Source organism: Planktotalea sp. (assembly GCF_050633725.1).
In the GTDB taxonomy this organism is placed as follows: Bacteria; Pseudomonadota; Alphaproteobacteria; order Rhodobacterales; family Rhodobacteraceae; genus Planktotalea.
Genome location: NZ_JBOEHB010000004.1, coordinates 95,038 through 120,410, shown reverse-complemented (window position 1 = coordinate 120,410; position 25,373 = coordinate 95,038). Strand labels below are relative to the sequence as shown.

The window sequence follows — 25,373 nt, the reverse complement described above, 5'->3', positions numbered from 1 at the left end:
TATGTTAGCACTCGCACGTTTGCTGGTTTTCGGCTTTCTGATCCTGTCGGTGATCTATGTGTGTCTTTCCTTTTATTCGCGCGCGGTACGACGCGGGAAGTTGGAAAAAGAATGGGATGAAGAGGTAAAGACGGGCGATCGCGATGCCTTTGTGAAGGAAGGCTTGGAGGATTACGACGACTCGCTGCGCCGTAAGTTGATCCTCGGGGTGTACGTTATCCCGATCTGCATTATTTCGTTCATCATCTATGCGACTAATTTTATGTAAGGGAGCCTGAGACATGGGCTATATCAAGTGGGCGTTCTGGATCACCTTTTGGGTGCTGGTCGCTGCGTTTTTTCACTACACACTGCCGCAACACGACGTTGCGCGCGTCACGGACACCTATGAAAAACGGATTGATTTCGGTGAGAACTCGATCTTCTGGGCGAGCTCTGACGTAGGCAACGCGGCGACGACAGTGAACCGCGATGTGTTCTTCATTCAGTCACGTTTGAGCAATGACAAGGTCATGGTTTACCGCAACGAAGACACAGGCTGGGGTTGGCCGCCGTACTTCAAGTTTGACACGTCCAATTTGCAGGCCGAAGCGGCGGATCTGAAATCTGGCGCCGATGCACCGCAATGGGTTGTGATCAAGCATTATGGCTGGCGCAATGAGTTCATGTCGATTTTCCCCAATGCGATCTCTGTACGTGCGGTCGATGGGCCCGACGTGCGGATCATTCCTTGGCTCAATATCGTGATCTTGCTGTTCTTCTTCGCATTCGTTTGGGCGATCTGGGTGCGCTGGCGTCGGTTCCGCGAGAACCGGATTGATCCCGTTCTCGAAGATGCGGGAGATAGCATCGCGAATACGAGTGATGATGTGAAGAAATGGTTCGGAAGTTGGCGCAAATAAGCGCTGGTTTCCCAGAATAGAAAAGCCCCCGTCGACATTGTCGCGGGGGCTTTTTCGTTTAGCGTTTGCCGTAATAGAGCCCGACGACGTGCTCGGCCTGCGCAAAGAAAAGCCAGCGCGATGTTAAGATGCCGGCGATATGGCTTAGCACAGCGATCAGCGCGAAGAAGTGGCCGAATGGAAGTACCAAGAAGATCAACGGCACCAAGAACCCTAGTGTGAGCGCAATGATGCGCAGCTTGCTTGCATGCTTGCGTCCAACCACGTGGATGAATTCGCGCATCAGGTAATTGGAGCCTGTGTGGGGCGGTTCGAACGCTTTGACGCTGCCGATGTGGCCGAGGCCTGTTGCGCTTTCCATCGTGGTGCCAGAGGCGGCAAGGCGGCCATCGCCCATGATCCAATAGGCGACTTGGATGCCTGCGGATATGATCAGAAATGGTATTGCCAGCGTGACTTGTCCTGCAAGAAGCGCGCCGCCCGTGATCGAAAAGGCCATGAACAGCGGGCTGGTTAGCGGCATGTGCCAGCGCGGCACTGTTTTGAGCTGCGCGTAGATCATCGAGGTCGTGAAGACAGTTGCCAGTGACAAGAAAGCACCGATGAGGCCGATCAGGCCCCAGTTCTGGGCCAAGAAGACGCGACCAAATCCGTAGATTGCCATCACGATCAGCGCTGCGACTGCGCAAATCCCTTCGCGCGAGAGCCAGCTAGAGCGCCATTGGCTAAATGCTTTCACTGCGCGTTCTGGGTGGCCGAGATGGAAGGTTGAAAAGAGCAGACCCCCTACGGCGAGCAGATAGGCAATTGCGAAGAAAACAAACGCCACGAGGCCCGTTGAGCCAGGCATGCCTATGCCAAGAAAAGCAAGCAAGCCAAAGCCGAGACCAGAGAGTGTGGTGAAGAGGATAATGGACGGTGCTGGATGCATTACTTTGCTCCTCCCGGTAGGGCGTCTAAGGCTTTGTCGAGCCAGCCAAGGAAGCCGCCCGCATCTTGTGCGACGGGTTCGAGGTAGGGGGCGAGAACGTCGAATTCTTCCATAGTATCCTTGGGTCGCGGCGGCAGATATTTGTTGACGGGTTTGGTGCCTTGCTCGGGCATCAAATCAAAACCACCGCGCTCGGCGACGAGGATGCTGACATCGGAATTTGCATCGCCCAGATCCCCGAAGTGACGCGCGCCTGACGGGCAGGTGCGCACGCAAGCAGGTTGGCGATCTTCTTCGGGCAGGTTTTCATTATAGATGCGATCGACGCAGAGAGTGCATTTCTTCATCACTTTCTCTGCGGCGTCCATTTCACGCGCACCATATGGACAGGCCCAAGCGCATAGGCCGCATCCGATGCAATCGCTCTCGTTCACCAGAACGATGCCGTCCTCAACGCGTTTGTAGCTGGCGCCTGTTGGGCAGACAGTAACGCAAGGCGCGTCTTCGCAGTGAAGGCAGGATTTGGGGAAGTGGATAAGCTGCGCTGCGCCCTCATCAGGTTGCACCTCGAAAGAGTGCACACGGTTGAGGAAAGTACCCGAAGGATCAGCGCCGTAAGGGTCTTGATCACTCAGCGGCGCGCCATAGTTTTCGGTGTTCCAGCCTTTGCACGACACCACGCAGGCATGACAGCCCACACAGGTATCAAGGTCGATGACAAGACCGAGTTTTTTTTGGGTGCTGGCGGGGAGCGTCGTCATACGATGGCCTCCAATGTCATGTGCCCGCTGACGGGCTGTTCTTTTGCGGCGTCCCAAGTTGCGACGAACCAGATGAATGTGCCGATCATCAGAGCGAGAAACGCTCCGATGAGCAGCAGGGTTTTTTGTGGACCGCTCATGGTTTCGTCTTCCACTTCAGTTCGGACGGGCCTGTGCCGACCGGGGATTTGATAGGTGCAAACGCGGGTTGGCTTTCGCTTGGCGGATTGGCTGCCTTTTCAATCTTAACGCGCAGATCGAACCATGCGGCTTGGCCAGTGATCGGATCAGAGTTTGACCATCTGAGACCATCGCCCTTGGGCGGCATCAATTCGTGGATGAGGTGGTTGAGCAAAAAGCCCTTGGTGGCCTCTGGCGCATCCTCTTCCAGCGCCCAAGCACCTTTGCGTTTGCCAATGGCGTTCCATGTCCAAACGGTGTTCGGGTTCAGCGCTGCCATTTCCATGACAGGAACCGTGATCGCGCCATGCGCAGAGGTCACCGTCGCCCAATCTTCGTCCTTGAGCCCATGCTTTTGCATCAGGTTTGTTGGCAGGTAGAGCGGGTTGCGGCCATGAATTTGGCGCAGCCATGCGTTCTGAGTACCCCAAGAGTGATACATCGCCATAGGGCGCTGCGTGAGGGCGTGAACGGGATATTCGTCCACATCGACATTGCCATCCTCGAAGGGTTCGTACCAGATCGGCAAAGGGTCCATCGTCTCTTTGATCCGCTCGCGCAGATGCTCGGGTGGTTGGCGATCCCCATGCCCTTCGGCGGCGCGCTGGAATTTGCGCATCGGCTCGACATAAAGCTGGAACAGATAAGGCTCGGGTTTGTCGATGATACCCATGCCCACAGCCCACTCTTGGTAGGCCATGTTCCACGGTTTGTAGTAGTTTGATCCTTCGGGAATATGCTCAACAAAGAAGCCACCGTTTTGGATATAGCTATCAAGCTGGGCCTCATTGGCGTCGCCGCGCCCGTGCTGCACACCGTTTTCACCCATGCGCCACCCTGCGAGCGGGCCGATGCCCGGCTTGCGGATGTGGTTGGTGATGTAATCGCCGTAATCGGCATATTTCTGGCTGCCGTCCTCATTGATGAAGCCCGGCAAATCGAGACGCGCACCGAGTTCACAGAGCACCGATTGGAAACCGCGCACATCGCGGTCAGGTTCGATCACAGGCCAACGGATCGCATCGGCGGCGGCGTCAGCCTCGCAGATCGGGCGGTCGAGTAGCGAGATACAATCGTGGCGTTCAAGGTACGTCGTATCAGGCAGGATCAGGTCCGCATAGGCAACCATTTCCGAAGAATAGGCATCTGAGTAGATGATGCGGGGGATAACATATTCACCCGTTTCCTCATTCTTGTCGGTCAACATATCAATGACACCGCGCGTGTTCATCGATGAGTTCCACGCCATATTCGCCATATACATGAACAGCGTGTCGATCTTGTAGGGATCGCCCGCATAGGCGTTGGAAATCACCATATGCATCATGCCATGGGCTGACATCGGGTTGTCCCAAGTAAAGGCCTTGTCGATACGCGCCGCTGAACCGTCGTCCTTGAGGCAAAGATCGTCGGGGCCATGCACGAAACCAAGATGCGGGCCATCCAGCGGCTTGCCAGGTGTCACGCCATAATGCGGTTTTGGGTGGATTGTTGCAGGCTTCGGATAGGGTGGTTTGAAACGGAACCCACCGGGGACTTCGACGGTGCCGAGCAGGATTTGCAGCACATGGAGCGAACGGCAGGTCTGGAAGCCGTTGGAATGCGCAGAGATGCCGCGCATGGAGTGGAAACTCACGGGGCGGCCCGTCATCGTCTTGTGGGTTTCACCGCGGAAGTCGGTCCACTCGTGATCCAGCTCAAAGCTTTCCTCAAACGCAACACGCGCGATTTCGTTGGCGATGCCGCGGATACGCTCGGCAGGGATGCCACAGCGTTCGGCAACGGCTTCGGGAGCGTATTCTGTGGAGAGATAGCGCTCGGCCATAAGGTGGAAGACAGGGCGATGGCTGACGCCTGCATGACGGTAGGTGGCAGAGAGGTCAGGGCGTACGCCCTTTTGATCGAACGGAGTTAGCTTGCCTGTGTTGCGATCAATGACCAGTTCCTTGCCGTTCTCGTCGCGCATCAAGAGGCCGGTTTCGCTGTCCACCAAAACAGGTGCGTTGGTGTATTGGGCGAGGTATTCCAGATCGATTTTGCCTGCTTTCATCAACTCATGCACAAGCGCGAGGATGAAGAGACCGTCGGTTCCTGGCGTGATGCCGACCCAATCATCGGCAACCGCGTTATAGCCCGTGCGGATCGGGTTGACGCCAATCACGCGCGCGCCGCGTTCCTTGATTTTGCCGATGCCCATTTTGATCGGGTTGCTATCGTGATCTTCGGCAACACCAAAGAGCATGAAGAGCTTGGTATGGTCCCAATCAGGTTGACCGAATTCCCAAAAAGCACCGCCCATCGTATAGATGCCAGCGGCGGCCATGTTCACTGAGCAAAAGCCACCGTGGGCAGCATAGTTAGGCGTGCCAAAGTGCTGCGCCCAAAAGCTGGTGAAAGACTGCGATTGATCGCGACCAGTGAAAAAGGCGAGTTTCTCAGGGTTCTCAGCGCGGATCGGGGCGAGCCAATCTGTAGCGATTGTCAGCGCTTCTTCCCATGAAATCTCTTCGAACTCACCCGACCCGCGTGGCCCAACGCGTTTCAAAGGCGCTTTCAAACGCGAGGGGGCATTGACCTGCATGATGCCAGCTGAGCCTTTGGCGCAAAGTACACCCTTGTTCACAGGGTGATCCTTGTTGCCCTCGATATAAGCGACCTTGCCGTCCTTCATATGGACATTGATGCCGCAGCGACAGGCACACATGTAACAGGTGGTTTTGCGCACCTCGTCTGAGACGTGGGGGGACAGGTCCAGTGTGGGCTGATCTTTGGGCATGTCAGATACTTTCCTTGTTACAGGTGCGAAAATGAGTGTGGGTCAGGTTGGGGGTCATGACAAGGTTAACCTGAGCAAACCAAAGGCAGAAAGCCCGCAGAGCAGGGTCAGGCAGAACGGGCGGTAATAGGGTTCAAAGCGCGGTGTGAAGAGTTTCATGCCTGCGTAAACGCCAGCGATTGCGGGTACCGCGAAAACGACGCCGCGGGTGATTGCTTGCTGGTTCATCATTTCAAACCAGAAAAGCCAGATAAGCGAGGTAACCGAGCTGAGAAAAAGAAACAGCACAAGCGCCGCGCGCATCTTTCGCGCTGGTGTATCGCTCGACAGAACATAAAGCGCGATGACCATGCCGCCCACACTGGCGAGGCCAGTGACGATGCCAGCGAGCAAACCCGCGCCATAAAGACCCGAGCGGCTGGCAAGGGCAGGGATGCGGATTTTGGCAAGTTGCAGGGCAGCTAAGGTGATTATGACGCAAAGTGCGATGAGCTTTGAGCTTTCGACGTCAATGCTTGTGGTGAGCCAAAGGCCAATTGGCGTCCCTAGTGCGGAGGTAATGACGAGCCCCCAAACGATCCTGCGATCCGCTTCTTGCCAGCCACCGCGCGCCATAAGAACGCTTGCGGACAGTTCCAGCCACCAGCAAATCGGGATGAGTTGGATCGGGGGCAGAATAAGTGCAGCGCTCGCCATGACCAGCGCTGAAAGCGCAAAGCCAGAAAACCCACGAACGACCCCCGCCGCGAAGCAAATCGCGGTGAGGATCATGATTTCCGCTGGTGTCAGAGCGAGCCAAGCCATCTATTTAGCGATCACCCATTGCGACATAGTCACGTGGCTCAGGGCCATTGTAGAGCGTCAAAGGACGGATCAGGATATTGCTTTCCTGCTGCTCGATACATTGGATGATCCAGCCGGGCATACGGCCAATGGCAAAGATCGGAACATAAAGGTCCATGGGAATGCCATGAAGTTGATAGATCACGCCAGAATAGAAATCGACATTCACGTTGAGGCCATGCCGAGCGTAGGGTTTCATCGCCTCGACAACGCCTTGCAGAATTTCATACCATTCAGGCGCGCCCATTTCCTCGCCGAGTTTCTTTACGCCATCGCGCATGTGACGAGCGCGCGGATCTTCGGCGCGATAAACGCGGTGGCCAAAACCAGTGACCGCTTCACGTTTGCCGCGTTTTTCTTTGACATAGGCGGCTGCATTCTCGGGCGTTCCGATATCGTGCACCATTTTCATCACGTCCTCAGCCGCGCCGCCATGCGCTGGGCCTGCAAGGGTCGAAAGCGCGGTGACGATGCCGCCATGCAGGTTAGCTTCGGTGCCAATGGTTACGCGCGCAGCAAAGCTGGAGGCGTTCGCGCCGTGTTCTGCGTGCAAGATGAAATCTACGTCTGCGAGACGCGCGGCATCTTCGGAAGGCAGCTCGCCCTTGAGCATCCAGAGCCAGTTGGCGGCATGGCTGAGGTTCGGATCAGCGGCGATGGGTTCGCGGCCATTTCGGATCGCTTCATGGGCGGCGATGATCATCGGCACTTGTGAGGTCAGGCGAATACCGTTTTCGATAAAGGCTTCGGTGCCGACGTTGCTGCTTTGCGGCTCAAGTGCGGCGAGGGCGCTGACGGCGGTGCGCAGCACATCCATCGGGTGGCCGTCTTTGGCGGCGCGAATGATGTCGAAAACGGGCGCAGGCAGGGTGCGCGCGGCTTTGAGGCGGGCATCGAAACTTGCGAGTTCATCGGCGCTTGGGAGCTCACCAAAGATCAGAAGATAGCACACTTCTTCGAAGGTGGATTTCGTCGCGAGATCGTGGATCGAATAGCCGCGATAGCTTAGCTCGCCCTTTGATCCGTTGATGTCGCTGACGCCGCAGCGCTCGAAATAGATGCCTTTGAGACCACGATTGATCTTTACATCTTCACTCATTACGAGCTCCCTTCAGATTGTATACGGAGGCATGCATGCCAATTTTGGAAAATTTTTTTGAACGTGCTCGGGCCAATCCCGCGCGTGTTGTGTTGCCAGAACTAGACGATCCACGTGTCGCGCAAGCGGCGGAGATTTTGCGCCAAGAGGGTCTTGCCGAGCCATTGGGTCTCGCTGAGCCGAGCGTAGCGCATGTCGAGGCGCTTGTCGCCGCGCGCGGGATGAAGCCAGCGATTGCGAAGCGCATGATTGCCAAGCCACTGTTTCGCGCGGCGGCAATGGTCGCGGCTGGTGAAGCGGATGTGATGGTCGCGGGCGCTGACAGCCCGACCAAGAAGGTGATCGAAGCGGCAAGCATCGGGATTGGTTTGTCGAGCGGCGTTGCGACGCCCTCGTCATTCTTCTTGATGATCTTCCCTGATGGCCGCGAGATGATCTTTGCCGATTGCGCGGTGAATGTTGCGCCCGATGCGGCCGCGCTGGGCGATATCGCGCGTGCGTCGCATGCGACGGGAGAGGCGCTGCTCGGTTCAGCCAAGACTGCGCTGCTGTCGTTCTCAACGGATCGTTCCGGGCAAGGCGCAAGCGTTGATCTGGTGCGCGAGGTGGCCGAGGCGACTGGATTTACCGGCCCCGTGCAGGCGGATGCGGCTTTGAACCCAACGATTGCGCGCAAAAAGGAAATGGGGGAAGGGGATGCGAATGTGTTGGTCTTCCCTGATCTCAACTCTGGCAATATCGGGTATAAGCTATGCCAAGAATTTGCGGGTGCGCAGGCAATTGGGCCGTTTTTGCAGGGTTTTGCCAAGCCTGTTTGCGATCTCAGCCGTGGGGCCACAGTTGATGATATTGTCGCGAGCGCGGTCGTCGCGATTGCGATGGCATAGGACATCACGTCGCCTCCATAAGGGCGGCGGCGTCGAGCGCGATCATGCGTTCTTCTTCGGCGGGCACGATCCATATCGCGACCTTTGAGCTTTGCGCATGAAGCCGCGCGCTGCCGCGATGGTTGGCGTCGATGTCCATGCGTGCGCCGATCCATTCTAAACCGCGCAGAATGCCTGCGCGCACGGCTGTCGCGTTCTCGCCAATGCCGCCCGTAAAAGCGATGGCATCAAGGCCTTCCATTGCAGCAATCAACGATCCAGCATGGCGCAGCGACCAGTAGCAAAAATGCTCAATCGCAAAGCTGCTGTCGGCGGAAGGGTCGGTCATCAGGTTGCGCATATCAGACTTGCCGCCAGACAGGCCAAGCAGGCCGCTTTCGTGGTTGAGGATCGCCTTGGTGCGCTCAAGCCCGTTGTCTTCAACAAGCCGCAGCACTGCGTTTGCGTCGATTCCACCAGAGCGCGTGCCCATCGTAAGTCCATCAAGTGGGGAGTAGCCCATCGTTGTTGCGACGGATCGCCCGTTCTGGATGGCGCAAAGTGATGCACCGTTGCCGAGATGGAAAGCGAGAAGGCGAGAGGGCAGCTTTTCCTTTGAGACTTCTGGAAGACGCTGGACCAGCGAAGCATAGCTTAGCCCGTGAAAACCATAGCGGCGAATGCCCTTGGTTTCTTGCATGCGCGGGATCGCATAGCGCGTCGCGACGGGTGGGTTGGTTGCGTGAAACGAGGTATCGAAGCTGGCAAATTGCGGCAAGTTCGGCGCGAGATCAGCAAGGGTGTCGATGCCAGCCAAGTTGTGAGGGTTATGCAGTGGTGCAAGCGGTGTGCAGTTAGAGATTTCGGCGCGTACATCTGCATTGATGCGCATTGGTCCCGCGAGCTTTGAGCCGCCATGAACGACGCGGTGCGCGACGGCGCGCAAGCAGGTGAGCGGGTAACCCGCCTTGTCCAATCCCTTCAAGATCGCTGACAGTGCAGACTTGTGATCAATGAACGGGGTGTCTTGTGTTTGCTTGCCGATCTTTAGGCGCGATGCGCCGCCGATGGCTTCTGCCATGCCCGAGATGACCTCGGACATGGAAGGATCAAAAAGTGCAAATTTGATCGAGGACGATCCGGCATTCACTACAAGAATGCAGTCTGAATTGCCGGGTTTCGCCATTCTTAGTCTACCTTTTGCTCGACCATGTCGCTTGCGTCGATGCCAGCTACAACGACGGGCTTTTTCATCGCATCGCGGCGGAATGGCTCGCCTAGTTCTTGGTTGATCATGGCTTCAATCAGCGTGGTGATGCCGTTTTCCATCTGATCTTTCACAGCTTGGTTCAACGCTTCTGTGAGTTCATCCATGGTGCGCGCGACGACGCCCTTGAGGCCACAGGCCTGAGCGATGCCCGCGTAGGACACTTGCTCGTCCAACTCGGTGCCGACGAAGTTATCATCGAACCAAAGCGTGGAGTTCCGCTTTTCCGCGCCCCACTGGTAGTTACGGAAAACAACCTGTGTCATTGCAGGCCAGTCACCACGGCCAATCGCTGTAAGTTCGTTCACGGCGATACCGAATGCACCGTCGCCAGAAAAGCCAACAACAGGCACATCAGGACAGCCGATTTTCGCACCAGCAACCGCAGGCAGACCATAGCCACATGGGCCAAACAGACCCGGCGCAAGGTACTTACGACCCTCATCGAAATCAGGGTAGGCGTTACCGATTGCACAGTTGTTGCCGATATCGGAGGAAATGATTGCCTCACGTGGAAGCGCCTGCTGGATCGCGCGCCATGCCATGCGAGGAGACATCCATTCAGGCTTGTCCGCACGCGCGCGTTCGTTCCAAGTCGTGCCCGGATCGTCGTCTTCGTGCGTCATGGATGTTAGTTCCTGCGCCCATGCGGATTTGGTTTTGGCGATATGTGCTTCGCGCTCGGAACGGCCTGCGTCGCCAGCGTCGTCGCTCAGCTGCGCGAGGATGCCGCTTGCAACTTTTGCAGCATCACCGACGATGCCAACTGTGACCTTCTTGGTCAGGCCAATACGGTCAGGGTTGATGTCGACCTGAATGATCTTCGCATCCGTTGGCCAGTATTCCATGCCGTACCCCGGCAAAGTAGAGAACGGGTTGAGGCGCGTACCAAGGCAGAGAACGACGTCCGCGTCCTTGATCAACTGCATGCCTGCTTTGGAGCCGTTGTAACCCAATGGACCTGCGAAAAGCGGGTGGTTGCCCGGGAAGGCGTCGTTGTGCTGATAGCCAACACAAACAGGTGCTGTCAGGCGCTCGGCTAGAACTTTGGACGCTTCAATACCGCCTTTGGACAGAACAACGCCTGCACCGTTCAGGATCACAGGGTTCTTTGCAGACGACAAAAGCGCTGCCGCTTCTGCAACAGAGTTTGAACCGCCTGGGGACGCTTCGAACTCAATCGGATCGACGATTTCTGTGTCGATGACTTGGGTCCACATATCGCGTGGGATGTTGAGCTGTGCAGGGCCAGACAGGCGTTTTGCCTGAGAAATCACGCGTGTGAGCACTTCAACAACGCGGGACGGATCGCGCACTTCTTCTTGGTAGGCGACCATGTCTTCGAACAGTTTCATCTGCTCGACTTCTTGGAAGCCACCCTGACCGATTGTCTTGTTCGCGGCCTGCGGCGTTACGAGCAACAGGGGCGTGTGGTTCCAGTAAGCTGTTTTCACAGCCGTCACGAAGTTCGTAATTCCCGGGCCATTTTGAGCGATCATCATGCTCATTTTGCCTGTCGCGCGCGTGTAACCGTCTGACATCATGCCGGCGCTGCCTTCGTGGGCGCAATCCCAGAATTTGATGCCCGCTTTAGGGAAAATATCAGAGATTGGCATCATGGCAGAGCCGATAATGCCAAAGGCGTGCTCGATACCGTGGCGTTGTAGAACCTTAACAAAGGCCTCTTCGGTGGTCATCTTCATGGATGCGCTCCTGGACTGTCATTTGGAATAGAAAATGCCCGCAACAAGGGCAGGCGAATTGACGCGACACTAGGCAGCGACGGAGATTCAGGTTAGGGCCAAAATGATGCAGTGGATATATCCAGTTGCGAAAAAACTGAGCCTTACCGTCTCATTAATTCACTGATTTCAAGCGCGATACGCGCGACGCCTTCGGGTATTCTTTCGATGGGAATTGAAGAGTAGGCGAGGCGGTAATAGTTTCCTTGCCGCGCGTCTTGGCTAAAGAAGGAATGCCCCGGCTCGATCAAGACGTCTTGGCTTCGTAGTCTCTCTGCGAGTTCCTGAGTGTCGATCGATTCTGGCGCGCGCATCCAGAAGCTAGAGCCGCCAAAAACACCGCGCCCAGCGATCTCTAACTTGTGGGTTTTCAAGGCCTCTTCCATGACACGGCGTCGTTCTTTAAAGGCCATGCCCATCTTGCGCACGAGCGCATCATAGTGACCAAGCGACAGGAAATAGGCGGCTGTGCGTTGGATATGCCCGGGCGGATGGCGCAGAACAGACGCGCGAAGGGCGCGTGCTTCGCGGATAAAGGGTTCGGAACCTACAACATAGCCAAGGCGCAGGCCCGGAAAAAGGGATTTTGAGAAGCTTCCGACGTAGATCACCCGCCCGTCTTCATCGAGCGATTTAAGAGCGGGAAGTGGCGCGTTGAGAAAGGACATCTCAAATTCATAGTCATCCTCGACGATCAACGCATCTATGTCTTTGGCGCGGGCAAGCAGGGCCTTGCGCCGTGCGTGGGGCATTGTTGCGGATGTAGGGCATTGATGGCTTGGAGTGGCGAAAATTACGTCGGTTTCCGGCTCGATAAGATCAGGTTGAAGGCCGTCACGATCTACGGGCACTTGGGATAGATGGCACCGAGATTGGGTGAGAATGTCGCGCAAGGCATGATAACATGGATCCTCAATCGCGGCGGTCCGTCTTTGAGTGAGTAGAATTTGCGACGTAAGCCATAGCGCGTTCTGGGCGCCGAGTGTGATCAAGACTTCCTCTGGCCTTGCAACAATTCCGCGGCGCGGGAGCGTGTGGCGCAGGATGAATTCGATGAGCTGGGGGTCGTCCTGATCGTAGTAATCAGCAGTGAGTGCGGAAAAATCGCGCGCTCCTAGGGCTTGCAATGCGCACAGACGCCAGTTTGCGTGATCAAAGAGGCTGTGATCCACCTGTCCATAGATGAAGGGGTATTTGTAGCGCGACCAATCGGCAGGTTTTGTGGGGGTTGAGCCGCCAATGTATCGCTGGCCGATGGCGCGGTTCCAGTCGACTGCGTCTTCGCTTGTTCGCGTCGGCTCGAACTTGGGCGGTTCGGGGGCGTTTAACGAGACATAATAGCCAGAGCGGCCTCGGCTGCTTAGGTAGTCATTTGCGAGCAGCTCGGTGTAGGCAAGGGTCACGGTTATGCGGCTCACGCCCAAATGGGTCGCGAGTTTTCGCGAGGAGGGCAGCTTTTCCCCTTTTTCAAATCGGCCTGACAAGATCCCTTGCGCAATGATCTGCTGGATTTGTGCTTGCAGGGTTCCTTGAGCATCGGGGTTCAAGAAGAAGGTGTCGATTGAAATAGCCATGCCGCAGTTTAGTCTGGACCTATGTGAGGATGCAACTGGACCTAGCAATGAGGGTGCGTGGAGAACCACGCACCCTACGATGAAGGCTGTTATGACTTGAGAGAGGCCGATACATTGGGCGGCAAAGTCGGATCGCAAAGCGCGACCGCTTAACTAGGGAGGTTTTCGCATGAGCCGCATTGGGTTTTTGGGCACAGGTCATATCGCTGCACCGATGGTGCGTTTTCTCGCGTCCAAAGGACACGAGGTGAATGTGTCGGAGAGAGGCGCAGATGTTGCGCGCGATCTAGAAGCGTCCGTCGGTGCCAATATCATGGAAAACCAAGATGTCGTTGATCGCTCGGACATTGTTTTTCTTTGCCTTCGCCCTGCTATGTGGGAGGGCATCGTCACTCCGCTGGATTTTCGCAAACAGCAACGTGTAATTTCGGTGATGGCCAATGTCGCAATAGAAGACATCAAACGCGCGATTGCGCCAGCATCGGATGTGTCTGTTACTGTTCCGATCGGGTTTCTTGAGCGCGGAGGATGCCCTTTGCCCGCATATCCAAGTTCAGATTTGATTGAGGCGCTGTTTGGCCCAGAAAACCCTGTGATCGCTTTGAATACAGAAGAGCAAATGGCGGACTTTTTTGCAGCTTCGGCGCTTTTGTCCGCTGTTCTAACGGTTATGAAAGATGGCGCTGATTGGTTGGGTGAACAGATTGAAAATCCAAGCGGGGCGGACACCTATTACGCCTCGCTTATGGCGGGATTTTTGCGAGATGTTCCGAAAGATGGCCAAGGGCGCATTCTTGAGGCGCGATCTGGCCTTGCGACGCCAAACACATTGAACCGCGCCGTTGTGGACGCGATGGAAGGCGCGGATACGCGCAGCGTCGTGCGTGAGGTTCTGGATCGGCTCAGTCGCGGCATGAAAGGCTGAATGGGATGATGTTGCCCCCCTTCTTTGTCTGCTGCGATGATTTAGGGCCGTGACTGGGTGACAGGCGCTTGGGTGTTAAACGAAAACAGGGGCGAAAGTCCTTGCTTCGCCCCTGTTTGATAGTTTGTCTGTTTGGAAGGATTAGACCTTGCCCTTCCAAGGCACGAGCCAGTTTTCAAGCGCGCGCACACCGACGTCGATCAGGAAGCCGATGATGCCGATCAGGATAATGCCGACCAAAACGATGTCCGTTAGCTGGAATTTGGAGGCGACCACGATCATTTTGCCGAGGCCGACTTCGGCCGCGACGAGTTCCGCAGCAACCACCGTGCCCCAACATACGCCCATTGCAACGCGCGCGCCCGTGAAAATCTCTGGAAGCGAGTTTGGCACGATGACTTTGCTCAGGATTTGCCATTTGGACGCCCCGAGAGAATAGGCCGCATGCACTTTGGCAATGGCCACACCTGACACACCAGAGCGTGCTGCGATGATCATGATCCAGAGCGCTGCGAGGAACAGCAAGATAACCTTGGAAGTCTCACCGATGCCGAACCAGATGATCATCAGAGGGATCAAAGCGAGCGGTGGAACCGGGCGCATGAATTCGACGATTGGATCAAACCAACCGCGCGCCCAGTTTGTCAGACCCATTGCATAGCCAAGCGGAATGCCGACGAGTGAGCCAAGCAAGAAGCCAAGGAGAACACGTTGTAGAGAGTAGCGTGTGTGCTCCCACAGTGTGAAACCCTGATAGCCTTCGCGGTTCAGGTTGATAAAGCGTTGGAGAACGATTTCTGGCGCTGGCAGATAGAGGCGCGCCATGCGCAGGCCCGTTTTGGGTGCAAAGGTCGGTGTGCCTTTGTCTGTGAGACCTACGACGCCTTCATCGATCTTGATTTTCTCACCCGGCGCAATGGCTTGCCCGTTGATCGCGGTGACCTTCGAGCCATCTTTCTTAGACACCTCATCGTTTTTCCAGACGTTCACCACTTTGAAGCCGTAACGGGCCACCGTGAGTGAGTCGTTCTTGGCAAATCCGTCGCCAGCTTCGATTTCGGGCGCAGCGGGTTCGCGACCCGGATTACCCTCTGCATCCACAGTTTGCTGAATGTCTTCGCGATACACGCGCACTGTGACGGTAGCATCGTCCGATGTGCCATCCTCAAGCGTCGCAGTGTATGTGAAGGTTACATCACCCTGGAAGGGGCCGGGTAGTTTTGGCAATGGAATGGCCGAGTTGGTAAAGGCGACCCATAGCCAGAAGACCGTCAGGATCGAAATGACCGAGGCGATGCGGTTGGCTTTTACCGCGCTTTCGTCGCCAAATGTAACGGTCTTAAGAGAGTTGTAGCCATCACGCTGGAAGTACTTTTGCAAAAGGCGCGACAAGATTGCGTAGCTGCCAAAGAAGGCAACGACGTATAGGACGAGTACGAGTAATCCGGTCATGCGTTTTCCTCCGTACGGCCCATGATTTCTTCTTCCATGCTCCAGATCATTTCGAGAATTTCTTCTCGTGTGCTCGCGTAGTCTTTGTGCTTTTTGACTTCGCGCAGATCATTGCCAACGCCAAGAGCGGCGAAGGGGAGGCGGTATTCTTTGTGCACGCGTCCAGGGCGCGGGGCCATGACGAGCAACCTTTCGCCCAAAAGCAACGCTTCTTCGACAGAGTGGGTAATCAGGATGATTGTTTTGCCCGTGTCTTTCCAAAGATCAAGAACAAGGCTTTGCATCTTTTCGCGGGTCAAAGCGTCAAGCGCGCCAAGCGGTTCGTCCATCAAGATAACATCAGGATCATTGGCAAGGCATCGCGCTAGCGCGACGCGCTGTTGCATGCCGCCGGACAGCTCGTAGATGGCTTTCTCTTTGAAGTCTTGCAGGCCAACAACTTCAAGCAGGTGTTCGACCTTTTCTTTGCTTTCTGCGCGGCTAACGCCCTTCATATCGGGGCCAAAGCTCACGTTGTCGCGCACGTTCATCCATTCGAACAATGCACCTTGTTGAAAGACCATGCCGCGTTCTGGGCTTGGGCCAACGACTTTGTTTTCATTCAGGAGAATATCGCCCTCGGTCGGGGCTAAAAAACCTGCAACGATATTGAGCAGCGTGGTTTTACCGCAGCCTGAAGGGCCGAGCACGCTCATCAATTCGCCGGACTTAATATCGAGAGACACATTCTTTAGCGCTTGCACATGGCCGCCGTTGGGCAACTCAAAGCGCATTGAAATATTGTCTATTTTGAGTTCAGACATCTGACCCTCTCTGCCCAAATTTTGGGCGGCAATGGAGGAAAAAATAAAGGCGGGCACCATGTTGGCACCCGCCTCGCATTGCTAGGTCTTACTTGATTGCTTCAAGCGGGCCTGTGTTCACGTTGTCAGTATAGGATGCTTTCGCCGCGTCGATTGAACCCGCCGCCACGAAGACGTCTGCTACGCCCTTCATGAACTCTTGCGCTGTGCCACCGAGCCACGCATCGGACAACTGGCCGGCTACGTCAGGGAATTCGAAAGTGGAGAGGCTGGATGCCGCATCCTCTTCGGACATACCGGCATCTTTCGCGATCACCGGCAGCATTTTCGCGTGGTTGGCTTCATCTGCCCACATCGCGTTTGCCTCTGCTGTGACTTTCAGGAACTTCGCGACCATATCACCGTTTTCTGCGATGTAGGATGTTGGACCAGTCGTCGCATCAAATACGAGAATGCCCAGTTCCATCTTTTCTGCGCCTGTCAGAAGGATGTTGCCTGACTCTTTCATACGACGCAGCGCGCCGCCCCAGCCGCAAGCCATGTCAACAGCGCCTTGCGCGAGAGCTGCTTGGCCCTCTGCTGGTGCCATGTCCACAACAGTGAGGCCATCAACGTCAACACCGAAGTGAGCCATCTGTTTCAAGAAGCCGTAGTGCGCCGCTGTACCGAGCGGAACCGCAACCTTTTTGCCAGCAAGCTCGCCTGCTGAATCTTTGTCGATCTCAAGCGCGGCGGCGACGACACAGTTGTCATTGTCGGCATAAGATACTGCTACGTCGACAACCTGAAGGTCTTGACCTGCTGATGTCGCAACAACAAAAGGTGGGATGCCTTGCGAAACGGACAGCTGAACGTCGCCAGACGCCATCGCTGCGGACATTGCTGTCCCTGTGTCAAAAGATACCCATTTCACTTCTGTGCCGAGGGCCTCGTCATACATGCCCTCTGCTTTGGCAAACTGGAATGGCATCGGCCACTCTAGGAAATAGCCGACAGTGATACCGCCGTGACCGTCTGCCATTGCTTGCGCGCCTGAAAGCATCGCAACGCCAGCAACTGCACTCATGAGCTTGGATTTAAATGTCATCTTAGTAGTCTCCCTAGTTGTACGCCCGAGGGCGCTTTGCCCGACTTTTTGTCGGTACACACAGAATCCCGACAAGCGGGGTATTTGCGATGAATAAAGCACGTCAGATTCGCACTTATTGCAAATCGTTTTTGCATCGCTCGCCACGCACAAAGTCATGTTTGAGCGTGGCGAGCAACTCACTTTTCTGAAAATACTTCTGATTTTTCATGAGGATATACGCGATCTCTACGCGTGATTAACGCGAAGCACTTTCATTTTGGACTTAGACTGGCGATCAATCTGGCCCTATCCGAGACTCAATTTTGAATATGAATTAGGCAGATCAAATCTCTGAAAGAACGGGGATGCTTTCACGCGCGGTGTGCGCAGATCAAACGAGGGTTATAAAGATGGACGGTACGTTTAACGACAACGACTATTCGAAAGTGGTCGATGCAGATCGTGCACATGTTTGGCACCATCTGATACAGCACAAGGGTTTTGAAACCGGAGAGCCTAAGATCATCATCGAAGGCAAGGACATGAAGGTCTGGGACCAACATGGCAAAGAGCACATTGATGCGGTGTCTGGCGGTGTTTGGACGGTTAACGTTGGCTATGGCCGCGAAAGCATTGCAAATGCCGTGCGCGATCAACTGGTTAAGATGAACTTCTTTGGTGGCACGACAGGGTCTATTCCAGGCGCAATGTTCGCTGAAAAGCTAATCACGAAAATGCCGGGGATGAGCCGAGTTTACTACGCGAATTCTGGATCTGAAGCGAATGAGAAAGGCTTTAAGATCGTTCGTCAAATTGCGCACAAGCGCTATGGCGGCAAGAAGCACAAGATTTTGTATCGCGATCGCGACTATCACGGGTCAACCATTGCGTCGATGTCAGCGGGTGGTCAGGACGAGCGCAACGCACAGTACGGACCGTTTGCCCCCGGTTTCATTCGCGTGCCTCATTGCATGGAGTACCGCAAGCACGAGCAGGACGGCGCGCCTGAAGAGGAATATGGCGTTTGGGCGGCGAACCAGATCGAAGAAGTGATCCTGCGCGAAGGTGCAGACACTGTTGGTGCGCTGTGCCTTGAACCTGTGACTGCTGGCGGCGGCGTTATCACTCCGCCAGAGGGTTATTGGGAGCGCGTTCAGGAAATCTGCAAAAAGTATGATGTTCTATTGCACATCGACGAAGTCGTGTGTGGTGTTGGTCGTACGGGAACGTGGTTCGGATATCAGAATTACGGCATCAAGCCTGATATCGTAACGATGGCAAAGGGCGTTGCCTCTGGCTATGCGGCGATTTCATGCTGCGTGACGACGGAAGAAGTCTTTGAGATGTTCAAAGATGATAGTTCCGATCCGCTGAACTACTTCCGCGATATTTCCACGTTTGGCGGGTGCACGGCTGGCCCTGCGGCCGCTCTGGAAAACATGCGTATCATCGAGGATGAAGGACTTCTCGACAATACGCTGCTCATGGGGGATCGCATGGTCGCAAACTTGAATGTATTGGCTGAAAAGTACCCCGTGATTGGGGATGTGCGCGGCAAAGGTCTATTTATTGGTGCTGAACTGGTGACGGACCGTACAACAAAAGAGCCAATGTCAGAAAAGATGGTCGGAGCAGTTGTTGCTGACTGTATGGCGCAAGGCGTGATCATCGGAGCGACCAACCGTTCGATCCCGGGAAAGAACAACACGCTTTGCTTCTCTCCTGCATTGATTGCGACGGCGGATGATATTGATCAAATTACCAATGCCGTCGATCAAGCTTTGGGTCGCGTTTTCGCTTAAATTAGACGACCACAAAAGGAGCGCCGTGCAAGGGATTGCGCGGCGCTATTTTTGCGCGCCAAGCAAAAGTCATTGGATTTGACATCTTAGCAATGTAAGCATACGGTGCCGTATGTTTTTGCGAGAGGAAAGATGATGGCATCGGTTTCTGCTTCGCCCTTACCTAAAGGGGCCACGCTTTCGCGCTATGCCGAGATCCCCGGCGCGTATGTCGATTGTTTCAAAGCAGGTGTTGAAGGTGATGTTTCACTGCAAACCTTTATCAGCACATTCTTTGACACTTGGGTGTTTCGACTAGAGCGAAAGTTGCTTGCCCTTTTCGCGCGCGTAGCAAGTCGATCCCATGATGTGCAAAGACTGGCAACAGGTGAGTCCGATAGTTTGGCGCTCTGGAGCGTCGAGTCGCGCGATGCGGATCAAATCCTACTGGCAGTCGGCGGCGGGCCGATCCGCACTTGGCTAATGCGTATCTCGCGAGAAGGAGAAACGCATTTGTTTTTTGGCAGCGCGGTGTTGCCGACTGGCAAGGCAGCAGATGGTGCTCCGCAAATGGGGGGCACGTATCGGCTATTTTTGCGCTTTCACACGCTCTATTCGAGACTGCTATTGAAAGCTGTGGTGCGTGAGTTTGTTTAAGCGTGCTAGAAAATGAAGTCGGGATTGCTCCATTGACCAACACCCATGTCTTCCACGTAGATCACTCCGTCGCCGCCAATCTGGCGCAGATCAATGATCGAGCCTGCACCGTCAGCTAGTATTGCGTTGGCATCGGTCAAATCCTGACGTGAGCTAATCCCATAAGCGGATAGATCCAATTTGTCGGTGTTGTTGTTAAAGTCGGTGATCTCGTCATCTCCGCTTTTGCGGGCGAACACAAAGACATCTGCGCCCGTGCCGCCCGTCATGACATCATCGCCCTTGCCCCCGTTGATCGTGTCCATGCCAGATCCAGCTTTGATATTGTCGTCGCCGCGCCCGCCGAGAATCCAATCCTGTCCTTGATTGCCTTCGATCTGGTCATCGCCAAGATTGCCGCGAATTGTATCATCGCCGCCACCTGCATACAGAAGATCGTCGCCATCGTTGCCCTTTAGGGAGTCATTGTCTGCGCCGCCATAAAACTCATCATCGCGCGCGCTTCCGCGGAGCGTATCATCACCAAGATTGCCGTAGACTGCGCCATCGACAAAGCCATTCAACTTTCCTTGGAAGGTGTCTGTGCCATCGCCAAACGTGACATCCCCGAGGATTGTTCCCAGATTCGCCAGCTCGCTATCCTCGCCGATCATCTGAACGTCTCCGTCAAGCAAGCCGTAGTTGCGAACCTCGACGCCGCCCGCTGCTATATCGAGTGAAAATCCGTTGGAAGCACTAATGACGCCCGTGTTTTCGATGAATTGATCGCTGCCGCTTAACAAGCGTACCCCAGCCTCGCTGCCAGAGATTTCGCCAGAGTTGATCAAATAAAGATTGTTCGCGGCGCCGTAGTTGTCATCAACCCCTGTGCGCGTTCCGATCATTTGGCCAGAGTTGTTCACCAGCAGGTTCTCGCCATTCGCCTGCAACGCGGTACCCGTGCCAGTATCATCGAGAGAATTGCCTAACCCGTTGATTGCGCCTGTATTGACCAACTCTGAGTTGATGCCCGAGATTGTCATGCCAACAGCACCGGAAATTGCACCATCGACGAGAATATTTGCATCGCCCCCGAAAAAGTACGCCGCAAAATTATCGTTTGAAATGTTTTGCACCACGCCTGTAGACGTCAGGTGAAATTGAAAACCTTTCTCAGCCGAATAAATCGCAGCATAATCTGACGCGACATAGCCGCTCACGACCAAACGATCATTGGCACCTGTCGAAAGAAAAGCTTCTAAGCCGAGCATTACAACTGACCCAGTTGGAGTGAGCAAGATAATATCGTTGCCATCCATCGTTTGAGTTGTTGTCATTGCACTGGAAATAATTGTTGTTGTCATAATAAGCCTCCAATAAGCTGAGTAATTGTTACAGTTTAATGGCCATAGAAATATAGGTATGGCATCTTCCATATATATTATTTGCCCTCCGCAATAATAGCGAAGGGCATTACTTTAATCTAACAGGAATGATTTTTAGGCGTAGTTCCGCCGATTTTTAGAAAATAAAGTCAGCGTTGTTCCATTGTCCGACAGCCATGTCTTCTACGTAGATCGCGCCGTCGCCACCGAGGGCGGTTAGATCAATGATCGACCCTGAGCCATTGGCAACGATTGCGCTCGCAGCGGTTAAATCTGAAACATCTGTGAGGGCCAGCGCGGAGAGGTCAAGCTTGTCGGTGTTGTTGTTGAAATCGGTGATCTCATCGATTCCGCTGCGGAATCCGAAGATGAACACGTCTGCGTTTGATCCGCCCGTTAGCTCGTCATCGCCGCTACCGCCTTTGATCGTGTCATTGCCGCCGCCACCGCGAATAGTGTCGTCGCCGCGTCCACCAAAAAGGAGGTCAGTGCCTTTGTTGCCTTCGATCTCGTCATCGCCGTCATTGCCGCGAACCGTGTCCGCGCCCTCATCTGCAAAAATGCGATCGTTGCCAGCGCGGCCCTTGACGTAATCGTTGCCTTCGCCACCTTCGATATAGTCAAATCCGGATGCACCGTAGATCGTGTCGTTGCCGATATTTCCGCGAACACCGCCAGACACCCAACCGTCGACAGCCCCTTTGTAATAGCTGCCCGTCTCGTCGAGGATTACGTCGCCGTGGATCTCTCCGGAGTTTTTGAGAAAGCCGCCTGTGTTGTCAAATTCAACGTCACCGACAATGGTGCCAGTGTTCAGAACATAAGCTTTGTCGATATCTAAATACAAAGCTTTACCGCTGGTACCGGTGATCGTTCCGCTGTTTTCTAGCCGTACGTCTGTACCACTCTCGAACAAAACGCCGACATCGCCAGTGATTTGGCCTGAATTTATGATTGTGCCGTTAGTCGGTGCTGAGACCCTTGCTCCAACTCCGAAACTTTTTCCGAAAATATGGCCTGAATTCATGACTGTTTCAGAATCGCCATACATCAACACGCCGCCAACGTTACTGCCGACGCCGGACAAGGCTTCTATGAGACCCGTATTTGTTAAAACTGAATCCGTACCACTTAGACTGACAGCATAGGGACCTGAGATTTGGCCATGGTTCACAATGTTCGTGCGCGTGCCAGAGGTATAAACTGCGAAGTGCGCTTGGCTAAGGCCAACAACACGGCCCGTTTCACCGATAGACACAGTACTATCAACGGCGGTTCCTGAGAAATAGACCACGGTATTAGAGGCCGCTGCTAATCCATGTATCAGGCTGAGGTTATCAGGACCAGAATTAGAGATTGCATGTGCGCCAACTACATTTACCGAGCCCACTTGATCGATAAATAGTACGTCGTCTCCGGTGAGACTTTGGGTTGCCGTAACGTTTGTGAGAATTGTTGTCATTTTTTTTCCAATGCGTTTGCTAATCTTGGAAATTTAGAGCTCAAGTTGTTTATGGGTCAAGGATCATGCGCACTCACATGGATCAAAGTTTGCGCGCGACCACATACCTGTTAGGCGGGTTAATAGGATGGTTTCCGCTTTCGATGATTTCAAAGCCGGCATTTTCGATCATTTGATCATATGCCTGCACCGAGAAAAAGTGAACAAATGGCGCTTTGCCTAACATCTGGGCGAGGGGTATTACTTTGAAGATCAATTGGAACTTGAAACTAGCGGATTTGAGGCACGGGGTTTTGGTAATCAAAAGTCCACCTGGTTTCAGCGCCGCATGGGCGGCGGCGAACGTTGCGGGAATGTCTTTTACCAAGTGAATGAGATTGAAGGCCAGAATCGCGTCCAAATCGTCATGGACGTGGATACCAGAAAGTGCGGGATGCGCTTCAAAACTGAGGTTGGAGAGGCTGGTTTCTGCTACTTTACGCCGCGCGATTTTGATCATGCCGGATGAAATATCAGTTCCATGGTATGTCTCTACGTTTTCAGCCAAAAGCAACGCCGTTGAACCTGTGCCGCAACCTATCTCCAAGACCTGATCACTTGTTTTCAGATAGCTTCGCGTGCGCTCAAGCGTATATGTATATGCGTCCATATCCTTGATGGGATCACGTGCGTATTTTTCAGAAATATTGTCCCAAAATGTAGCTTCGTTTTTCATGTTGATCTCCTTTGGCTTTGTTTTACCCATGCAAGTATCAACTAGGAATTGCCGAATTTCGTCTTTGTGTTATGCGTATTTGCATGAATTGGCAGGCGATTTCATTTGACTGGAACCAAACGCGGGCGTTTTTGGCCGTGGTGGAGACGGGTTCGCTGTCAGCCGCTGCGCGTGCTTTGCAGCAGACACAGCCAACGATTGGCCGTCAAATTACAGCGCTAGAGGCAGAATTGAATGTCACTTTGTTTGAAAGGGCAGGGCGTTCGCTTGTGGTGACGCAATCGGGTCTTGATCTGGCAGAGCATGTGCGCGCGATGGCCGAGGCGGCAGGGCGCATTTCAATGGTTGCATCAGGCCAATCGCAAGCGGTCGAAGGACTTGTACGCATTTCCGCGTCCGACATTTTCGCAGCTTATTTGTTGCCGCGAATTATTGCCAAGCTGCGCATTCTTGCACCTAAGATTATTGTCGATGTCGTAGCGACCAACGATATTAGCAATCTTGTGCAACGAGAGGCGGACATCGCTATCCGCAACGTGCGCCCCGAGCAACCAGACTTGATTGCGCGCTTGGTGCACGATTCCAAAGCAGGGTTTTATGCTGCCAGCAGTTATCTTGATCGCAAGGGGCGACCTGCGGATCTTGCAGCGCTTAGCAAACATGATTTCGTTTGTTTTGGAGATGTTGAGACGAGTATCGGTTTTTTTGTCCCTTTAGGACTTGATCTGGATGCGAGCAATTTCAGGGTGATTTCCGAAAATGGTTTGGTTGCTTGGGAAATGGTTAAAGAAGGTTTCGGCGTGAGCCCAATGTCTGTTGATGTGGCGCGCCGTACCCCTGAAGTCGAACAGGTTTTGCCAGACATGGAGCCGATCCTTTTTCCAACGTGGTTGGTTACGCATCGCGAATTGCACACGTCGCGCCGTATCAGGATGGTATTTGATTTGTTGGCTGAAGAATTGCCCAAGGCTATGGCTTGACCGCACATATTGCTCAGCGCAGCATGACGCATGTCAAACGCACCTACCTACAATATTGATCCCGCGGCTTTCTGGGTGAACCCTTATCCAGATCTGGCAGTCATGCGCCGCGACGCACCAATTGCCTTTGTGCCTGAATTGGATGCGACGCTGCTGACACGGCGCGATGCAATCTTTCGCGAAGAAAAGCGAACGCATGTGTTTAGCTCGGAGCAGCCCGGTGGATTGATGAGCCAATTGATGGGCGAGAATATGATGCGCAAGGATGGTGATGCGCATATGATCGAGCGCAAGATGATCTTTCCAACGGTATCGCCGCGCACCGTTCGTGATGTTTGGAAAGAGCAATTTGTGAGCGCAACGCGGGGCATTTTGGATCGGCTTGCAGCGAAGGGTTCTGGCGATCTGGTGCGTGATTATGCGATGCCAGTGTCTGCAGAGGCGCTTAAGTCGATGACGGGCCTGACGAATATGCGCTACGACGAGATGGATCGTGTCAGCCAAGGGATGATTGATGGCTGCGCAAATTATGCTGGCGATGCCGCGATTGAGGCGAATTGCCATGATTGCACGGCCTCTGTGGATCGTCATATTGATGCGCAAATCCCTGTATTGAGCGCGGCACCCGATCAATCTTTGCTGAGCGTTTCAATGAATGCAGGAATGCCAGAGCAGCAAATTCGCGCGAACATCAAGCTGGCAATTTCGGGTGGTCAAAACGAACCGCGAGATGCAATTGCAGGCGCTATTTCTGCGTTGCTGGAGCATTCTGAGCAGTTGCAATTGGTGCTAAAGGGCAAGGCAAGCTGGCTTGCTGTTTTTGAAGAATACGCGCGCTGGATGTCACCTATTGGGATGTCCCCCAGACGTATCGCGCGGGAAGACACAATTGATGGTGTTACGTTTTATCCCGAGGATCGGGCTTTTTTGATGTTTGGGTCGGCCAATCGCGATGAAGCCGTATTTGATGCGCCAGACAAGTTTGATGTATTACGCGATACAGGCCCCGCAATTTCATTTGGCGCTGGACCGCATTTCTGCGCAGGCGCCTGGGCGTCGCGCTGTTTGATTGCCGAGGTCGCGCTGCCGATGTTCTTTGAGCGTTTCAAGAACATTGAGTTGGTAGACCCTGTTCAGTACCGAGGTTGGGCTTTCCGCGGGCCTCTCAGCGTTTATGCAAAATGGTTGGTACAATAAATCAGTTTGAAAAATCGCTTTGATGAA

At 54.3% G+C, this 25,373-nt stretch carries 23 protein-coding genes; 8 read left to right on the top strand and 15 right to left on the bottom strand.

Annotation, left to right across the window (positions count from 1 at the left end):
* The first annotated feature begins 1 nt into the window (after nucleotide 1).
* Together ACRBCU_RS05280 and ACRBCU_RS05275 are read left to right on the top strand one after the other, a co-directional pair.
* Nucleotides 2-268, top strand: coding sequence for a hypothetical protein (locus ACRBCU_RS05280; protein WP_431364327.1), 267 nt, complete (start codon nucleotides 2-4; stop codon nucleotides 266-268).
* Nucleotides 269-281: 13 nt separating this feature from the next.
* A complete protein-coding gene (locus ACRBCU_RS05275; RefSeq protein ID WP_431364326.1) occupies nucleotides 282-902 on the top strand; it encodes a DUF1523 family protein in 621 nt (206 codons plus the stop codon).
* Between the two features lie 58 nt (nucleotides 903-960).
* Here ACRBCU_RS05275 and ACRBCU_RS05270 read toward each other — a convergent pair whose 3' ends face one another.
* Genes ACRBCU_RS05270 through ACRBCU_RS05245 form a run of 6 tightly spaced genes read right to left on the bottom strand, consistent with a single transcriptional unit; the run spans nucleotide 961 to nucleotide 7,492 of the window.
* Nucleotides 961-1,833, bottom strand: coding sequence for a dimethyl sulfoxide reductase anchor subunit family protein (locus tag ACRBCU_RS05270; RefSeq protein WP_431364325.1), 873 nt, complete (start codon nucleotides 1,831-1,833; stop codon nucleotides 961-963).
* On the bottom strand, nucleotides 1,833-2,594 hold the full coding sequence (locus ACRBCU_RS05265; protein WP_431364324.1) for a 4Fe-4S dicluster domain-containing protein: 762 nt from the start codon (nucleotides 2,592-2,594) through the stop codon (nucleotides 1,833-1,835). Before ACRBCU_RS05265 ends, ACRBCU_RS05270 begins: the two co-directional genes overlap by 1 nt.
* Nucleotides 2,591-2,734: a hypothetical protein gene (locus ACRBCU_RS05260; RefSeq protein ID WP_431364323.1), complete on the bottom strand. Its 144-nt coding sequence runs from the start codon at nucleotides 2,732-2,734 to the stop codon at nucleotides 2,591-2,593. The genes ACRBCU_RS05265 and ACRBCU_RS05260 overlap by 4 nt, the downstream gene beginning before the upstream one ends.
* The gene (locus ACRBCU_RS05255) at nucleotides 2,731-5,550 is read right to left on the bottom strand and encodes a molybdopterin oxidoreductase family protein (protein ID WP_431364322.1); all 2,820 of its coding nucleotides are present in this window, start codon (nucleotides 5,548-5,550) and stop codon (nucleotides 2,731-2,733) included. Before ACRBCU_RS05255 ends, ACRBCU_RS05260 begins: the two co-directional genes overlap by 4 nt.
* Nucleotides 5,551-5,604: 54 nt before the next feature.
* The gene (locus tag ACRBCU_RS05250; protein ID WP_431364321.1) at nucleotides 5,605-6,354 is read right to left on the bottom strand and encodes a sulfite exporter TauE/SafE family protein; all 750 of its coding nucleotides are present in this window, start codon (nucleotides 6,352-6,354) and stop codon (nucleotides 5,605-5,607) included.
* A gap of 4 nt (nucleotides 6,355-6,358) precedes the next feature.
* The gene (locus tag ACRBCU_RS05245; protein ID WP_431364320.1) at nucleotides 6,359-7,492 is read right to left on the bottom strand and encodes a citrate/2-methylcitrate synthase; all 1,134 of its coding nucleotides are present in this window, start codon (nucleotides 7,490-7,492) and stop codon (nucleotides 6,359-6,361) included.
* Between the two features lie 35 nt (nucleotides 7,493-7,527).
* Between ACRBCU_RS05245 and ACRBCU_RS05240 the strand changes: the two genes are divergently transcribed.
* Nucleotides 7,528-8,379, top strand: coding sequence for a phosphate acyltransferase (locus ACRBCU_RS05240; protein WP_431364319.1), 852 nt, complete (start codon nucleotides 7,528-7,530; stop codon nucleotides 8,377-8,379).
* Nucleotides 8,380-8,383: 4 nt separating this feature from the next.
* Here ACRBCU_RS05240 and ACRBCU_RS05235 read toward each other — a convergent pair whose 3' ends face one another.
* From ACRBCU_RS05235 to ACRBCU_RS05225, 3 genes are all read right to left on the bottom strand, one after another.
* Nucleotides 8,384-9,544, bottom strand: coding sequence for an acetate/propionate family kinase (locus ACRBCU_RS05235; protein ID WP_431364318.1), 1,161 nt, complete (start codon nucleotides 9,542-9,544; stop codon nucleotides 8,384-8,386).
* Nucleotides 9,545-9,546: 2 nt separating this feature from the next.
* On the bottom strand, nucleotides 9,547-11,328 hold the full coding sequence (gene xsc, locus ACRBCU_RS05230) for a sulfoacetaldehyde acetyltransferase (RefSeq protein WP_431364317.1): 1,782 nt from the start codon (nucleotides 11,326-11,328) through the stop codon (nucleotides 9,547-9,549).
* A gap of 143 nt (nucleotides 11,329-11,471) precedes the next feature.
* Nucleotides 11,472-12,941 (bottom strand): PLP-dependent aminotransferase family protein, encoded by a 1,470-nt coding sequence (locus tag ACRBCU_RS05225; protein WP_431364316.1) that lies wholly within the window; start codon nucleotides 12,939-12,941, stop codon nucleotides 11,472-11,474.
* Between the two features lie 169 nt (nucleotides 12,942-13,110).
* Between ACRBCU_RS05225 and ACRBCU_RS05220 the strand changes: the two genes are divergently transcribed.
* Nucleotides 13,111-13,866, top strand: coding sequence for an NAD(P)-binding domain-containing protein (locus tag ACRBCU_RS05220; RefSeq protein WP_431364315.1), 756 nt, complete (start codon nucleotides 13,111-13,113; stop codon nucleotides 13,864-13,866).
* A gap of 141 nt (nucleotides 13,867-14,007) precedes the next feature.
* On the opposite strand, the gene ACRBCU_RS05215 is transcribed toward ACRBCU_RS05220, so the two are convergent.
* The 3 genes from ACRBCU_RS05215 to ACRBCU_RS05205 all read right to left on the bottom strand — a co-directional run bounded on the left by ACRBCU_RS05215 (nucleotide 14,008) and on the right by ACRBCU_RS05205 (nucleotide 17,208).
* A complete protein-coding gene (locus ACRBCU_RS05215) occupies nucleotides 14,008-15,318 on the bottom strand; it encodes an ABC transporter permease (RefSeq protein ID WP_431364314.1) in 1,311 nt (436 codons plus the stop codon).
* Nucleotides 15,315-16,121, bottom strand: a complete 807-nt coding sequence (locus ACRBCU_RS05210) for a taurine ABC transporter ATP-binding protein (RefSeq protein WP_431364313.1) — start codon at nucleotides 16,119-16,121, stop codon at nucleotides 15,315-15,317. Before ACRBCU_RS05210 ends, ACRBCU_RS05215 begins: the two co-directional genes overlap by 4 nt.
* 88 nt (nucleotides 16,122-16,209) lie before the next feature.
* Nucleotides 16,210-17,208: an ABC transporter substrate-binding protein gene (locus ACRBCU_RS05205; protein WP_431364312.1), complete on the bottom strand. Its 999-nt coding sequence runs from the start codon at nucleotides 17,206-17,208 to the stop codon at nucleotides 16,210-16,212.
* A 392-nt stretch (nucleotides 17,209-17,600) separates the two neighbouring features.
* On the opposite strand from ACRBCU_RS05205, the gene ACRBCU_RS05200 reads away from it, so the two are divergent.
* Nucleotides 17,601-18,992, top strand: a complete 1,392-nt coding sequence (locus ACRBCU_RS05200; RefSeq protein ID WP_431364311.1) for an aspartate aminotransferase family protein — start codon at nucleotides 17,601-17,603, stop codon at nucleotides 18,990-18,992.
* A gap of 135 nt (nucleotides 18,993-19,127) precedes the next feature.
* A complete protein-coding gene (locus ACRBCU_RS05195) occupies nucleotides 19,128-19,628 on the top strand; it encodes a hypothetical protein (protein WP_431364310.1) in 501 nt (166 codons plus the stop codon).
* Nucleotides 19,629-19,633: 5 nt separating this feature from the next.
* Here the strand turns inward: ACRBCU_RS05195 and ACRBCU_RS05190 are convergent, their stop codons facing one another.
* The 3 genes from ACRBCU_RS05190 to ACRBCU_RS05180 form a co-directional block, all read right to left on the bottom strand.
* Nucleotides 19,634-20,971 (bottom strand): calcium-binding protein, encoded by a 1,338-nt coding sequence (locus ACRBCU_RS05190; RefSeq protein WP_431364309.1) that lies wholly within the window; start codon nucleotides 20,969-20,971, stop codon nucleotides 19,634-19,636.
* A 157-nt stretch (nucleotides 20,972-21,128) separates the two neighbouring features.
* A complete protein-coding gene (locus ACRBCU_RS05185) occupies nucleotides 21,129-22,454 on the bottom strand; it encodes a calcium-binding protein (RefSeq protein ID WP_431364308.1) in 1,326 nt (441 codons plus the stop codon).
* 82 nt (nucleotides 22,455-22,536) lie between these two features.
* Nucleotides 22,537-23,169 carry a class I SAM-dependent methyltransferase gene (locus tag ACRBCU_RS05180; RefSeq protein WP_431364307.1) on the bottom strand — a complete coding sequence of 211 codons (633 nt, stop codon included), beginning with the start codon at nucleotides 23,167-23,169 and terminating at the stop codon, nucleotides 22,537-22,539.
* 83 nt (nucleotides 23,170-23,252) lie between these two features.
* On the opposite strand from ACRBCU_RS05180, the gene ACRBCU_RS05175 reads away from it, so the two are divergent.
* Complete coding sequence (locus ACRBCU_RS05175) at nucleotides 23,253-24,149, top strand: LysR family transcriptional regulator (RefSeq protein WP_431364306.1); 897 nt, start codon at nucleotides 23,253-23,255, stop codon at nucleotides 24,147-24,149.
* 30 nt (nucleotides 24,150-24,179) lie between these two features.
* A complete protein-coding gene (locus ACRBCU_RS05170; protein WP_431364305.1) occupies nucleotides 24,180-25,346 on the top strand; it encodes a cytochrome P450 in 1,167 nt (388 codons plus the stop codon).
* Nucleotides 25,347-25,373: the final 27 nt, after the last annotated feature.